We start from the raw sequence: 14,082 nt of genomic DNA on the forward strand, positions 1-14,082 counted from the left end.
AGAAAATTCTCAAGCAGCGTTTCGTAACGGATAATTGGTATTATCTGCCTATCTATGTTTTACCTTTAGAAAAATAAATTTTGGGGAAGACACATTCTAAGTAAACAAAGCGGCAAAAATATCTTTTATTCCCTTAGTTAATCCGCTTACTACCTACTGTTCAAAGCAAATTGTTGTTCAAACTGCTGATCAGAACGCTGCTTGGATTTTTCTTTGCGATACATCATACCTCTTTTATCAATTGGAACAATTATTTATTTCTAACAAAATCACTTCATTTTTGTCAGATAAATAAAAAACAAAAAAAGTTCCATCTTTAAAACACGCTATTCTTTTACTTTTTCTCACATTCTCTAAGAAAAGAAAAGGAGAATGAATTTTTGACAATTCGAGCAAAAGTGATTATCAAATATGTAAAATCAGCTACTTTTTTCTTAAACGTTTCTTTATACTAAATATAAATAAGTGTTTCATGAAAGGAGAACTAGATGAATAATTGGCTTGAGTATTTTCCTGAAAACGTTTTGGAACGCGGTTACAGCTATCATCTGCACGGTTTTGTCCGTCATTTGAACTATACAAGCAAGTACTTATCCGCAACAGTTTCTGGCACGGAAGATTATAAGGTAGTGATCACTTGGGATGAAAAGACCAACATGACTTGTGATTGTCTATATGCCATAGAAGGAAAAAAATGCAAACACATGGCTGCTGTCTTATTCGCTTACGAAGAACGTCCAATAAAAAAATCCAACTACTCACTTTCCGAACTCTCGTCCCTTGTTTCCTCCGCTAGTTCCTCTCTTGTACGGGAGCTTTTAACAGAGATTCTTATAGAACATCCGCAATTTATCGAACGCTTCAAAGTTAAGATGCCATTTCATGCAATAAATTATTCAGATAAATTAACAACTATCATCCATAAATACGATCATATTATCAAGAAAAACAAAAACAGGAAAACAGCGAAGTTCATCATGGAGATGCGAAAGTTCATCCAAGAAGCAGTTGAATCGCTTATTCAGCAAAATGCCTATCTTCCCGCATTCGAATTGATCAATGAAGTGATTGCTACTCTCGAAACATTCTATTGGGAGCCTGAGGATGAACGAACCCTTCTTCTGATAGAGGACTGTTATTATTTATGGAAAGAATTATTAGCAGAAGCACCTCATGCAGAAAAAAGGCAAATGTTCTCTTGGTTCGTCTGCCAAGTCGATCATACTGACGCCTCTTATTCAAAACGCTACTCCATAAAAATCCTGAAAGAAGACTTTCGGGAAAAAGAATTTTCTAACCAAAAGAAAAAAATAGATAAAAAACTAAAGAAACGGTAAAGAAAGACGATTTCAATGAAAAATAGCAAGTAAACGATAACAACCATCCTAAATCCACAAGAAATACAGCAGACCCTGCTTTAAAAACACGAATCATGCAAAGGATGAAGTAAAGAAGACTTAACGCGTACCCAATATTAGTCATTTGACTATTAGGTACGCGTTTTGTTTTATAAGTCATGACAAATTTCCTTCGTTGCTGGATAGATTTTCCGGTATTGTTGATAGATTTTACGATACTTTTCTACATTTTGTAAGAGAGGTTCCACTGCATCTGTATATTGGATAAAAAACTGACAACAGCTTTCAGGTGTGTCGAACCACTCTAATCTTTAAAGATAAATATTAAAATAACGATTAATAATATTAACAGTCTTTATTTTTCACCACCAAAAACCTATCTTTGCATATACTAAATAGACGTATATACACAGATAGGTTTGTCTTGTGAAAAATAATGATTATCCTTACCAAAAAATGTTTGTTTTTCTACATGTTCGTATTTATCAAAAAATATGATCCTTATTGAAATTACTGGCTATTTATATTCCAACGACTTCTTGTGTTAATTTTTGTTATCTCATAGTAAATTATGTTTCATTTTCACTTAATTTAGTTGTCACGTGTTCGTCAATTCGTAAAAACGGTAAATATATAAACACACTTGCGGCTATAATTAATATTTGTAAAACAGCTGCTCGCCAGTCTCCGGCTGTTGCTAAAAATCCCGATATAACTGGTGGCGTAGTCCAAGGAATTTGCACTACTACATGATTAATTAATCCCACAGCAGTTGCAAAATATGCTACTGTCAAAGAAAAAATCGGTGCAAGCACAAAGGGAATAATCAGACTGATATTAAATACAATAGGCAATCCAAAAATAATAGGTTCGCTTATATTGAATATAGCGGGAGTTACCGATAATTTAGCAAAGTCCTTATAATCTTTTCTACGACTGAAGATAAATATTGCAATCAATAAAGCAATCGTATTTCCCGATCCACCCATTACCGCAAAGGTATCTTTAAAGGCCATATTGATAATATGTGGAATTTGCTCTTTGTTTGCATAAGCTGCCATATTTTCTTGCATATTCTGAATCAAAAACGGATCTAACAATGAACCTGATATTACTGCTTGATGGATACCAAATCCAAAAAATAGATTAGCAATAGATGTAATTAACAAAAATCCTGGTAAACCAGTTGTAATTTTACTTAATGGCTCTGTAACTATCGTGGTAATTAGCTTATTTATATCCATATTAAACAATTGAATGATTATAAATGACAATAAAGCAAACGAGGTAATCGTAATAATGATTGGGATTAATACATTAAAAGACTTTAAAACAGCGGGAGGAATATTTCCGGATAGCTGAATCTGTAGTTTCTTATTATTAGAAAGTTTAATAAATAATTCTGTAGCCGCTAATCCAACAAATATACCTACAAACATTCCTGAAGCTCCTGTATAGGATATAGGTATCACACCCGTCACTTCAACAGCTTTATCCGCATTTTCAGGAGTAAACATCATCTGCATAGGTGTTAATACAACAAATGTCGAAATAGCAACTAATACCGCTGCAATATGATTTGTATAATTTCTGCTTGCACACATATGATAAGATACTGCTGCTACAACTAATAATGTAGTTATGCTTAATGTACCATTGGCAATTGAAGTACCAATTTGTTGTAACGTGGTCAATGTACTAGTATCGACAATTTCACCCATGAATCCTGTTGGTTCTAAGATCACTGAATTAATAAGTGTCACAAATCCTGCTAACATCATAAATGGCATAAATGTAGCAAACGCATCTCGCAAAGTTCTTAAATGGATCTGATTCCCCAACTTAGTCGCAACTATACCAAATTTTTCAAATACAATGTCCTTCCTGCTACTTTTGCCCATATTTTTTCTCCTTTATGCTTATTGTAATCGATTACTTTTTCCACCCAAATAATACATCACTTATCAAAAAAAGTAAATACTTTTAATTAAATATATATATCTTTTTTTAGTATAAAAAAATAAGCTCTGAAAAAAATAATTTTCCCGAGCTTATTTTTCAACAAAAACAGCTTCAAAAACAAAGTCTTGATATAAATGTCTCGATACCGAATACTCGAAAGGTTTACCAGACGATAGAGCAACAACTTTGTCTATCTCAATCATAAATTCACCTGGATCTATTTTTAATATTTTTGCGTCAAATTCATTCGCAGTATCTCCTTTGATACGTATGTGCGAAGTCTTTATTTCCAGACCCAGTTCATTTGTGATATAAGCATATACAGATTTCTTTAAATGTTTTGGTTCCAAGCCTGGTATGACTGCTAATGGCATGAATGTTTGCTCAATCGAGTATGGTTGACAATCAATAAAACGGCTTCGTACAATATTATATACATAGTCTTTTACACTGATACTTAATTTATCAGCTACTTTTTTCGATGGAAGTTCAATTGAGAAAGTATGGATTTCTGAATCTACGTGTTCTTCACCAACCACGCTAAACAAACCTTCGTTTGGACCAAGAACTCGTGAGTTATCAATTGGTGTTCTGACGACTTCAGTCCCATACCCACTTCTACTTCGCAAAACTCCTTCGGAAACAAGTAAGTCTACGCCTTTCTTTACTGTTAACTTGCTTGTATGATAAATAACTGCCAATTCATCTCCTGTAGGAAGTTTCTCACCAATTTTATACTCTCCATTTACAATTTTTTTCTTTATATCTAAGTAAATTTCCATATACTTCGCAATTTTTTTCAATGGTGACCCTCCAATCAAAAACATATCTTCATCTATACTTTAACATAAATAAACCGATAAAATCCACATCAAAATTATACACACAATAAAAAAGATATATATATTTAAACAAAACTATTTACTTTAAGTTGTAAGCGGTGTTATCATTAAGTGAAAACAGGAGGTAAAAAAATTATGACAACTATGAAAAAGCTAACTTTTCCAGATGATTTTTGGTGGGGTTCCGCTTGGTCAGCTGAGCAAGCAGAAGGAAAAGGGGAAACAGGAAAAGCAGAGACTATCTGGGATCGCTGGTTCAAAGAACAACCTTACCGGTTTTATCAACGAATCGATTCCTCTATTACAACCGATCACATCCATCAATATAAAGAAGATATAGAACTAATGAAAAAAACTGGGCATAACTCCTTTCGCGTTTCTATTTCTTGGGCACGAATGTTTCCAAATGGCGGTACCGGAAAAGTAAATCCCAAAGCCATTTCTTTCTATCGAAAATTATTTTCCGAAATGAATAATAACGGAATCAAAGTATTTGCCAACTTATATCATTTTGACATGCCTGCTACTCTTCAAGATAAAGGAGGATGGGAATCACGTGAAGTAGTTGATGCTTATGTTCATTACGCTGAAACTTGTTTTAAAGAATTTGGTGACTTAGTTTGTCATTGGTTTACCTTCAATGAACCACTTGGGCCTATTTTAGGTACTTATCTTGAAGATTTTCATTATCCAAACCTCATTGACTTTAAACGCGGAGCGCAAGCAGCATTCTTCACTATACTTGCACACGCAAAAGCAATACAAGTATTTAAAGAACTAGCTCTTCCTAGTAAAATAGGCGTTATTCTAAATTTGAGTCCTACTTTTCCTCGTAGTCAAAATCCTGCTGATGTGAAAGCAGCAGAAATCGCTGATTTATTTTATACGCGGAGCTTTTTAGATCCTATGGTTAAAGGGAATTTTTCTAAAAAGCTTATCCTGTTATTACAAGAATATAATCAGCTTCCTGAAGATTATACGAAAGAAGATCTTGTATGTATCTACGAAAATACCGCTCAAATTCTTGGACTAAACTATTACGAGCCACGTCGCGTCAAATCTCGTTCTTCTATGGTGGATACATCTAGTCCATTTTTACCAGAGTGGTTTTTCGAACCACATATCATGCCTGGACGACGAATGAACGAATACCGGGGATGGGAAATTTACGAAAAAGGAATTTATGATTTGTGCATGGATATCAAGAACCATTATGGAAACATCGAAGCATTTATCTCCGAGAACGGAATGGGCGTTGCGGATGAAGAACGTTTCATGGATGATACAGGGCAAATAATTGATGATTATCGGATTGAGTATATCAAAGATCATCTTGCTTACTTATGGAAGGCAATAAATGAAGGATGTAACATTAAGGGGTATCATCTTTGGACATTTATTGATTGCTGGTCATGGATCAACGCCTATAAAAACCGATATGGGCTGGTTTCACTCGACCTTACTACTCAAAAAAGAACAATTAAAAAAAGTGGCGAATTTTACAAGCAATTAAGTGATACAAATGGATTTAGATACGATGTAGACTTGTTAGTTGAATAATATTCTAAAATTCCACTTGAAGTGAACACATTAGAAAACAAGAATAATGAGAAATACCAATAACAAATACTTTTTCTTCATACTTCATTTATACTTGTCAGTATAAGAGACTGTGACAAATGTAGTGATCCTCAGAAGTTAGGTCTGGAAATCTAACTTGAGAAGATTTTTTTAAACTACGTCCAGTCTTTTTTATTTGTTTAAAATTGAAGTTGACAAGTCTTCATTAAAAATTTAGAATATTCACAAGTTTGACGACAATTATGAAAATTTATGTCGTGCTAAAGGAGTTTTGTTATTGGATGAAAAGTTAGATATAAAAACTGCGATCAAAGACACGTTACCTACCGTTTTCGGTTATATCGGTATTGGACTTGCATTTGGTATCGTTGGAAAAGCTGCCGGATTTCATCCACTAGTCGTCACGTTGATGTCCCTGCTGGTCTATGCTGGTTCTGCCCAATTTATCACAGTCAGCATGCTTGCTAGTCACAGCCCATTGCTTTCCATCGTTTTCTCGACCTTTCTAGTCAATTCCCGAATGATTTTGATGAGTATGACGATCGCCCCTTATTTCAAGAAAAATCGGCTGCTTCAAAATCTGCTGATTGGCACATTGCTGACAGATGAAAGTTTCGCACTGGGAATGAATAAATTGAACTATACTGGACAAAAGTTAAACTTTCGTTGGATGAATACAGCTAATTGGATTTCTTATTTGACGTGGGTGGGTTCTTCTCTTGTTGGCGCACTTTTAGGTAATTTTATTACTGATCCGAAAAAGTTTGGTTTGGATTTCGCCATCGTCGCTATGTTTATCGGTTTACTTTATCTTCAAGTCATTTCTGATAGAAACACCTCTAAACGATTACAGTTGATCCTGATTGGTCTCACTTTGATTCTGGTATATGTCGGACTGATTTTTATCCCAAGCAACTTAGTGATCGTAGTTGTGACACTGATCGGATGCGGATTGGGGGTGTGGATCAAACATGCCTTCTTTTGAGTTTACATTGCTGACTATTTTAGGTTGTACTCTAGCGACTTGGCTTTCTAGGGTCCTACCGTTTGTCTTACTGAAAAAATTCGATTTACCGCAACCGTTGCTTGAGTATTTAAGTTTTGTCCCAATCGTCATTATGTCTGCTTTATGGTTCAGCAGTCTATTTACCCAAAACATCGGACATCTGCCGCAGATCAATCTCGAAAATGCTTTGGCTTCAGTTCCTACACTTTTAGCTGCTATTCTTTCAAAAAGCTTATTGGTGATCGTCTTGGCAGGAATTCTTTCCCTTTCATTGATTCGCTTATTATAAATAAAAAAACAAGAGCTTATGGCAAATTACTGTCCTGCGCTCTTGTTTTTTATTTATAAGTAAGAAGAAAATCGGCGTATTCCTGCTTATCCGTTGAACGGACCACTAACAACGACTTTTCCTAACATATGTCCTGTTTCTACGTCTTTGGTTGCTTGTTTCAAGTTCTTCGCATTGATCCCATCTGAATAGACCTTGCTCAATGTACTGCGGATAATCCCTTCGTTTGCTAAAGCAGCAATGTGCGCTAAAGCTTCTCCTTGCGTTTCGATTTCATAGTTATAGTCTGTTTTAGCGAACATATACTCCCAGTCGAAGCTGATAGATTGGTTTTTCCAAACACCTATATCTAACGGCTCTTTGATCCCTACGATCGTTCCCACATGTCCAAAGGGTCGGACAAGGTGCTTGATTTGATCAAAGTAGCGGGTAATATCGAATAATACAGCGACATACTCTACTTGATCGATTCCTAATTCACGAAAACTTTTACTTAAGTCTTGATGATAATCGATTGGATAGTCTACACCTGTTTTTTTCAGCCATTCAAAATTCTTCGGACTTGCAGTCGCGTAGACTTCTAGGCCAGCCCAATGCGCTAGTTGATTCAAAATCGAACCGACGCCCCCGGCTCCGTTGATCACTAAGATTTTTTTCCCGCGATTGGCATTTTCTTCTGGAGTTAGACCAAATTTTTCAAATAACAATTCATAAGCGGTCAATGAGGTCAACGGCAAGGCTGCAGCTTCTTCATCTGAAAGATTTTTTGGTGCAAGAGCGACAATACGTTCGTCAACTAGTTGGTATTCTTGATTGCTTCCTGCTCTTGTTGTTGTACCTGCGTAAAAAACGCGATCGCCGACAGAAAATTTTTGCACTTCGTCACCTACAGCAACAACTTTCCCGACTCCATCAAAACCTAAGATACGTAAAGCATTTCTTATCCCGTTATCTTGGCGAAGTTTCGTATCGACAGGATTAACAGATACTGCGTTGACTTTTACCAGAAGATCCCGTGAACTGGGTACAGGTATCTGTTCTTTTTCATCAATAAAGCTTTTTGGATCATCGATCGGCAACCCTTCATAAAAACCGACTACCTTCATTAATTCCTTTTCTGACATACGAATTCCTCCTTAGCTTCATCAAGTTGGAGCATCCATACAGTTTTCATTTCAATATATATAGTATGCTATTTGTTCCACCTTTTTTATTCATCATAATTATTCTCTTACTTAAAGTAAACTATTTGCACTTTTTTGGTTAAAAAAGAGGTTGCGACAAGACTTTTGTCACAACCTCTTATAAACGGTGTTCTCCTACCAACTCTTCGGTCACAAGTCAAAATATTCATCAAACATGAGAAGCTGTTTTTTGAAATTGCTCCTTGTGACTCAGAGTTAAACGGCAAGCTCACAACCTCTGATATAAACGGTGTTCAATCAACTGACCCTCGGTATTAGCTCAAAAAACGACAAAATATGAAGAGCTATTTTCCCGTTTGTTTCTCTAATACTCAAGTCAAAACGCTGATTTCACAACCTCTTCCTTAAACGGTGTTCAAAAGCTTGCATCTGCGGTAATAAGTCCAACCAATTCAAAAACATTAGGAGTTATTTTTGTTTGGCTGTTCTTATTACTTGATGCAGGACAGCTTTTTCACGACCTCTAATTCACGGTGTTCAAGCAAGAAATCATTGTTCACTGAAAAGCGTTGGATGTTCTTTTTCAAAGGTCTCTAAGATCTCTCGTACTTCATCAGTAGATTTCGTATTCATCAACTGAACTCGCAAGTCATTTGCTCCTGGAAATCCTTTGATATAGATTTTAAAGAAACGATGTAGTCCTGTGATGGAACGCGGGATGATTTCTGAATAATGATCTTGCAGATCTAGTTGCAGACGAAGTAGTCCGATCAGTTCTTTTTCTGTATGTTCCCTCGGATCTTTTTCAAATGCATAAGGATTCTTGAAAATCCCTCGGCCAATCATGATGCCATCAACGCCATATTTCTCGGCCAATTCTTCTCCTGTCTGGCGATCGGGGATATCTCCATTGATCGTGATTAGTGTTTGTGGAGCGATTTGGTCACGTAAAGCAATGATTTTAGGGATGACTTCCCAATGTGCATCTACTTTACTCATCTCTTTACGCGTACGCAAATGGACAGAAAGATTGGCTATATCTTGATGAAGTAGGTGACTGATCCATTCTTCCATCTCAGACATTTCCGTATAGCCGATACGCGTCTTGACGCTGACAGGCAAACCGCCAGCTTTAGCTGCTTCAATCAATTGTGCCGCTACTTCTGGACGAAGGATCAAGCCACTGCCTTTTCCACGTTCTGCTACATTAGGGACTGGGCAGCCCATGTTGATATCGATTCCTTGGAAGCCCATTTCTGCCATAGCACTGCTCATTTCTCTAAAAAATTCTGGCTTGTCTCCCCAAATATGGGCAACCATCGGCTGTTCATCTTCTGTAAATGTTAATCTTCCTCGTACACTGTCTTTTCCATCTGGATGACAGAAACTGTCTGAGTTTGTAAACTCAGTAAAGAAGACATCCGGTGCTGCTGCATGCTTTACGACATGGCGAAATACAACATCTGTTACATCTTCCATTGGTGCTAAAACAAAAAAAGGCTTTGGCAGCTCTTTCCAAAAATTAGTAGTCATTTATTTGTTACTCTCCATTCTATCAAGCAGTGAAGTCGCAATCTTTCTCAAAAACATTGTCATTATACTAGGAAACAAAAAAAGAAGCAAAGTGAACAGCTCAGAAGGTTTGTCTGATTGAACAAAAAGAGGACTGTGACAAAAATCTTCACAGTCCCTTTTCCGGAATAAATGGTGTTCTCCTGCCAACTCCTCGGTCACAAGTCAAAATATTCATCAAACATGAGAAGCTATTTTTGTTTGGCTGTTCTTATTACTTGATGCAGAACAGCTTTTTCACAACCTCTCCACTAAACGGTGTTCAATCAGCTGACCCTCGATATTCGCTCAAAAAACAACAAAATATGAGGAACTATTTTTCCGTTTGTTTCTCTAATACTCAGGTCAAAACGCTGATTTCACAACCTCTTTTCTAACTTCTCAATCCTCTTCCTTTATTGATCAAATACCAAGTAACGGCGTACAAAACAACGATGAATAACACAAGTACGATCATCGATGTTGCTACTGGCACATCGATCGTTCCAAGGAATCCGTAACGGAAACCGGAGATCATATAAACGATCGGATTGACTTTCGAAACAGCTTGCCAAAAGGGCGGTAACATAGAGATGGCATAGAAAACGCCACCTAGATAAGTTAACGGCTGCAAGACAAATGTAGGCACGATCGATACATCATCATAAGACTGAGCAAAAATCCCGTTGAGCAGTCCTGCTAACGAAAACAAGATTGCCGTCATCAATAATGTAATGATGACCATGAACCATGAATACACATGAAGTGGTACAAAGAACAAGGAAATGATCGTTACGAGAGAGCCGACGAGAATACTGCGACCCACACCACCAATCACAAAGCCCCAAATAATCACATGCGTAGGAACAGGTGCTACCAAGATTTCTTCGATATTTTTCTGAAATTTTTGAGAGAAGAAGGACGAAGAAACATTGGCATACGAACTAGTGATAGCAGACATCATAATCAAACCAGGAACGATGAATTCCATATATGAAAAACCACCCATGTCACCGATCCGCCCACCGATCATTTTTCCGAAAATAACAAAATACAAGGATGTCGTGATCACTGGCGGAACCAGTGTTTGGACCCATATACGCAAATAGCGGTTCGTTTCCTTGATAGCTAAACTTTTTAATGCAGTAAAATAAAGATTAAACATTTTTCTCCTCCGTATGATTATTTTCTTCTGTGATTTTCAAGAACAGTTCTTCTAAACGATTCGACTTATTCCTCATAGAAAGAACTTTGATTCCTTGTCTTGTAAGCTGATCGAAGATTCCGTTCACCCCTTGATTTCGTTCAACTTCGACAGCGATTGTCTGCTCATCTTCAAATGTACAAGCATATCCTTCAATCACAGGTTTGGTATCATATGGCGCTAAATCAAAGATAAATGTTTCAAATTGCAGTTTTGACAGAAGCTCTTTCATACTTGTATTCTCGATCAGTTCACCCGATTGGATGATTCCGATGTTGCGACAAAGCATTTCAGCTTCTTCTAGATAATGCGTCGTCAAAATGATCGTTGTACCATTTTCGTTCAATTCTCGTAGAAACTCCCACATCTCGCGTCTCAACTCGATGTCAACTCCTGCTGTTGGTTCATCTAAGATCAGCAAACGTGGTTCATGCATCAGTGCTCTAGCAATCATCAGTCTTCGCTTCATTCCCCCGGAAAGCATACGTGCACGGACATTTCTCTTTTCCCAAAGATTGGACTGCTTCAAATATTTTTCACTGCGTTTCATCGCTTCTTTGCGAGAGACACCGTAGTAACCGGCTTGATTCACGACGATTTGCTGGACCGTTTCAAAAGGGTTAAAATTGAACTCTTGTGGAACCAATCCAATCTGTTGCTTTGCTCGAACTAGATCCTTGTCCAGATCATAACCGAAGACATTCACTTTTCCAGATGTTTTATTGACTAAAGAAGTAATGATCCCGATCGTTGTAGACTTCCCAGCTCCATTTGGCCCTAATAGCGCATAGAAATCTCCTTCTTTCACCGAAAGATCGATTCCCCGCAATGCTTCGACCCCACTTCCATAGATCTTTTTCAAATTATTTATTTCAAGCGCATTTGCCATTTATTTCCTATCTCCTTATAGACATGATTCTTAATTGTATCATGGAATACAGCAGATGAAAAAACAACTTGGCTTCCACACAAAAACACACCTGCTCACAAAGAGGAGATGTGTTTTCTAGTTCATGATCATCTTCGATAGAATAACTATCTAAACAACTCTGGAACTTTTAAAATCATAAAAGTACCGACAGCAACTACTACGATGACATATAGAAGATCCTTATAACTGAGGTTCTTGTCTTTTTTATTCATGTTAAGCTTTCCTCCGTCCTTTTATCGAAAGCTTTTTTCTTTTATTTTAACCGAAATAAATAAAATGGAAATAGTTATTTTCAATTTCTGTTTTCGCTGTTTGTTTTACGGAGAACTTTGCCATGGAACGTGCGTCTCGTCGCTGATGCTAAGTTTTTTCGATAAAAGCTGCTAGAAGGAAGACAGCGTGGTTTATTTTGTATCGTCTTTTGCTAAATCTTCCAAGATCATCTGGACAGCAGACTCGTTCCCATTGAATTCTGCCACTTTTTTTGGCATCAATGTACTTCTTTTGATAATCGTCTTTTTGGACCCACGCATCATGCTTCGTTTGATAAAGTTAATCAAACGGATACCACTGCCGCTGTTCATCGAACAACAAACTTTCTTTTTGGGCCTGTTCAACTATGGATTCAGGATAATTCAAAACTTTCAGCAAGGCAATCGCATTTCGGGTCCTTGAAGGTCCTTCTTTTAATTTGAAATCAAAACTGATTCCTTTTCCTTCTGTTACTTGTTCTTCAAAGTGGACATTCTCACAATAATTCTTTAAAATCTCTGTCAATTCGATATCATGTGTGGCGACAAATGCTAAAGATGGATACTCCGCAAGCCACCGAACGACTGAAGCGGAAGAAGCAATCCGTTCGATCGTATTTGTTCCTTTTAAAATCTCATCTACGAAGCAGTAGCAGCGTTCTTTGGAAGCCACTTGGTCCAGCAAACGTTTGATCGATTTGATTTCTGAAACAAAATAACTGTCGCCTTCAAATAAATCATCTTCGATTGCCATGGAAGTCAACACATGTCCAGGTTGCAGGGTAAACTGTTCTGCAATCGCTGTTTGGATCGTCTGTGCTAGAATACAGCTGATGGCTATACTTTTGACATACGTAGATTTTCCTGATGCATTGGAACCCGTGACTAATGTATTCTTCTGCCAGTTGACTGGATTCACTACCGCTTCTTTTAACAATGGATGATAGATATCTTTCGCTGTCACACCGCCCTCAGTAAACTCTGGTCGGCAAGTGATCGGCATATAAGTACGGTAATTCAATATTGCAGCGGCTACTTCTAATTCTCCCAGCAATTCCCACAGCTTAATGGCTTCAGTTGAATGCTTTTCTAATTTAGTGAGAACGAAATGATAGGAGATAAATGGCAGCATGAACATGATGTTGACATATTCAAAAATCAACTCTGCTTCACTCCCGCTCTTCATGCGAAATGAAAAACCTAATTTAGGGATGTCTCTTAATGGTTTAGTCTGCTGTTTCAGCTCTTCTTGAAGTGGTGTCGTCATTTTTGCTAACTGATTGGCGGCTGAAATCGTTGAAACCAAATAACTCATGCTATTCAGCTCTGTTTCTAGTGTTTGTTTCTTCACTAGATAATAGACCGTATTGAATACTAACCCACCGATTGCTAGATAGATTCCTAGTACTTGCCCTAAAAGAAGCAAACCTACACCCACCAGCGGAAGCAAGCCAAGAAAAATAAATAAACCTACGCGTCCAATCTTTTTACTTTTTCCATCCGCTAGATATTGTTTTGCAAAATTATGATCTTTTTTTCCTAAACGAGCGAATTGATATTGGATTCTTTCTCTCAGTTGAGGATTTTCCTGATAAAAAGCAATTAGTTTTTCTAACTGATAATCTTCTCCAAAATCAAAGCTACGTAAACGCTGATACAACGCTTCTGAACCTACACTAGAATAGGTACTGTTGATCCCTTCAAATACTTCGAACATATCCAAGTCATACCAAGTAAGATCGTCGATTTCACTATCCCATGAACGGAATTTTTTCTCCGTGAGCCACGCATCCTTCAAACTTTCTTCTTTATCAAATCTCGGTTGATAAGGAATTTTTCCCCAATTACTACGAACTGTTTCCTTTACTTTCAAACGTGAAAAAATGTCTAAAACAACTAATAAAATAACAACTGCAATAATAATTAAAACGATAAATTCTCTTTGGCCCATATCCCTCTCCG

The 14,082-nt window shown here is 37.1% G+C and carries 12 protein-coding genes and 1 pseudogene; 4 read left to right on the forward strand and 9 right to left on the reverse strand.

The genetic code is table 11. The features are described 5' to 3' along the window. The first annotated feature begins 488 nt into the window (after nt 1-488). On the forward strand, nt 489-1,337 hold the full coding sequence (locus IGL31_RS12710; RefSeq protein ID WP_002331280.1) for an SWIM zinc finger family protein: 849 nt from the start codon (nt 489-491) through the stop codon (nt 1,335-1,337). Nucleotides 1,338-1,507: 170 nt separating this feature from the next. Here IGL31_RS12710 and IGL31_RS12715 read toward each other — a convergent pair. From IGL31_RS12715 to IGL31_RS12725, 3 genes and pseudogenes are all read right to left on the reverse strand, one after another. Continuing rightward, nucleotides 1,508-1,666 (reverse strand): annotated as a pseudogene (locus IGL31_RS12715) (FGGY-family carbohydrate kinase); the annotation flags it as partial. A gap of 261 nt (nt 1,667-1,927) precedes the next feature. Further along, entirely contained in the window at nt 1,928-3,259 is a 1,332-nt protein-coding gene (locus tag IGL31_RS12720; protein WP_002302699.1) for a PTS sugar transporter subunit IIC, read from the reverse strand. Between the two features lie 150 nt (nt 3,260-3,409). Next, on the reverse strand, nt 3,410-4,123 hold the full coding sequence (locus IGL31_RS12725; RefSeq protein ID WP_002302701.1) for a GntR family transcriptional regulator: 714 nt from the start codon (nt 4,121-4,123) through the stop codon (nt 3,410-3,412). Nucleotides 4,124-4,297: 174 nt separating this feature from the next. On the opposite strand from IGL31_RS12725, the gene IGL31_RS12730 reads away from it, so the two are divergent. The 3 genes from IGL31_RS12730 to IGL31_RS12740 all read left to right on the forward strand — a co-directional run bounded on the left by IGL31_RS12730 (nt 4,298) and on the right by IGL31_RS12740 (nt 7,038). Further along, the gene (locus tag IGL31_RS12730; protein ID WP_002302703.1) at nt 4,298-5,722 is read left to right on the forward strand and encodes a glycoside hydrolase family 1 protein; all 1,425 of its coding nucleotides are present in this window, start codon (nt 4,298-4,300) and stop codon (nt 5,720-5,722) included. Between the two features lie 298 nt (nt 5,723-6,020). Then, entirely contained in the window at nt 6,021-6,728 is a 708-nt protein-coding gene (locus IGL31_RS12735) for an AzlC family ABC transporter permease (RefSeq protein WP_002287482.1), read from the forward strand. Then, nucleotides 6,715-7,038, forward strand: a complete 324-nt coding sequence (locus IGL31_RS12740; protein ID WP_002287484.1) for an AzlD domain-containing protein — start codon at nt 6,715-6,717, stop codon at nt 7,036-7,038. Before IGL31_RS12735 ends, IGL31_RS12740 begins: the two co-directional genes overlap by 14 nt. 86 nt (nt 7,039-7,124) lie before the next feature. Here IGL31_RS12740 and IGL31_RS12745 read toward each other — a convergent pair whose 3' ends face one another. The 6 genes from IGL31_RS12745 to IGL31_RS12770 all read right to left on the reverse strand — a co-directional run bounded on the left by IGL31_RS12745 (nt 7,125) and on the right by IGL31_RS12770 (nt 14,071). After that, complete coding sequence (locus IGL31_RS12745; protein ID WP_010727393.1) at nt 7,125-8,162, reverse strand: zinc-binding alcohol dehydrogenase family protein; 1,038 nt, start codon at nt 8,160-8,162, stop codon at nt 7,125-7,127. A 570-nt stretch (nt 8,163-8,732) separates the two neighbouring features. Further along, nucleotides 8,733-9,716 (reverse strand): tRNA dihydrouridine synthase, encoded by a 984-nt coding sequence (locus IGL31_RS12750; protein WP_010829493.1) that lies wholly within the window; start codon nt 9,714-9,716, stop codon nt 8,733-8,735. 412 nt (nt 9,717-10,128) lie between these two features. After that, entirely contained in the window at nt 10,129-10,899 is a 771-nt protein-coding gene (locus IGL31_RS12755; protein WP_002287492.1) for an ABC transporter permease, read from the reverse strand. Continuing rightward, nucleotides 10,892-11,827 carry an ABC transporter ATP-binding protein gene (locus IGL31_RS12760; protein ID WP_002287494.1) on the reverse strand — a complete coding sequence of 312 codons (936 nt, stop codon included), beginning with the start codon at nt 11,825-11,827 and terminating at the stop codon, nt 10,892-10,894. The genes IGL31_RS12755 and IGL31_RS12760 overlap by 8 nt, the downstream gene beginning before the upstream one ends. A gap of 446 nt (nt 11,828-12,273) precedes the next feature. Further along, nucleotides 12,274-12,429, reverse strand: a complete 156-nt coding sequence (locus tag IGL31_RS12765; RefSeq protein ID WP_179189374.1) for a hypothetical protein — start codon at nt 12,427-12,429, stop codon at nt 12,274-12,276. Continuing rightward, entirely contained in the window at nt 12,422-14,071 is a 1,650-nt protein-coding gene (locus tag IGL31_RS12770) for a MutS-related protein (RefSeq protein ID WP_086299971.1), read from the reverse strand. Before IGL31_RS12770 ends, IGL31_RS12765 begins: the two co-directional genes overlap by 8 nt. Nucleotides 14,072-14,082: the final 11 nt, after the last annotated feature.

The sequence above is a fragment of the Enterococcus sp. MSG3290 genome, from assembly GCF_050555565.1.
GTDB classification, from domain to species: domain Bacteria; phylum Bacillota; class Bacilli; order Lactobacillales; family Enterococcaceae; genus Enterococcus_B; species Enterococcus_B faecium.

Excerpts from the sequence above, each read along its gene's own strand:
- IGL31_RS12710 (WP_002331280.1), top strand. The coding sequence starts at position 489 with ATGAATAATTGGCTTGAGTATTTTCCTGAAAACGTTTTGGAACGCGGT.
- IGL31_RS12720 (WP_002302699.1), bottom strand. The coding sequence starts at position 3,259 with ATGGGCAAAAGTAGCAGGAAGGACATTGTATTTGAAAAATTTGGTATA.
- IGL31_RS12730 (WP_002302703.1), top strand. The coding sequence starts at position 4,298 with ATGACAACTATGAAAAAGCTAACTTTTCCAGATGATTTTTGGTGGGGT.
- IGL31_RS12740 (WP_002287484.1), top strand. The coding sequence starts at position 6,715 with ATGCCTTCTTTTGAGTTTACATTGCTGACTATTTTAGGTTGTACTCTA.
- IGL31_RS12745 (WP_010727393.1), bottom strand. The coding sequence starts at position 8,162 with ATGTCAGAAAAGGAATTAATGAAGGTAGTCGGTTTTTATGAAGGGTTG.
- IGL31_RS12750 (WP_010829493.1), bottom strand. The coding sequence starts at position 9,716 with ATGACTACTAATTTTTGGAAAGAGCTGCCAAAGCCTTTTTTTGTTTTA.
- IGL31_RS12755 (WP_002287492.1), bottom strand. The coding sequence starts at position 10,899 with ATGTTTAATCTTTATTTTACTGCATTAAAAAGTTTAGCTATCAAGGAA.
- IGL31_RS12760 (WP_002287494.1), bottom strand. The coding sequence starts at position 11,827 with ATGGCAAATGCGCTTGAAATAAATAATTTGAAAAAGATCTATGGAAGT.
- IGL31_RS12770 (WP_086299971.1), bottom strand. The coding sequence starts at position 14,071 with ATGGGCCAAAGAGAATTTATCGTTTTAATTATTATTGCAGTTGTTATT.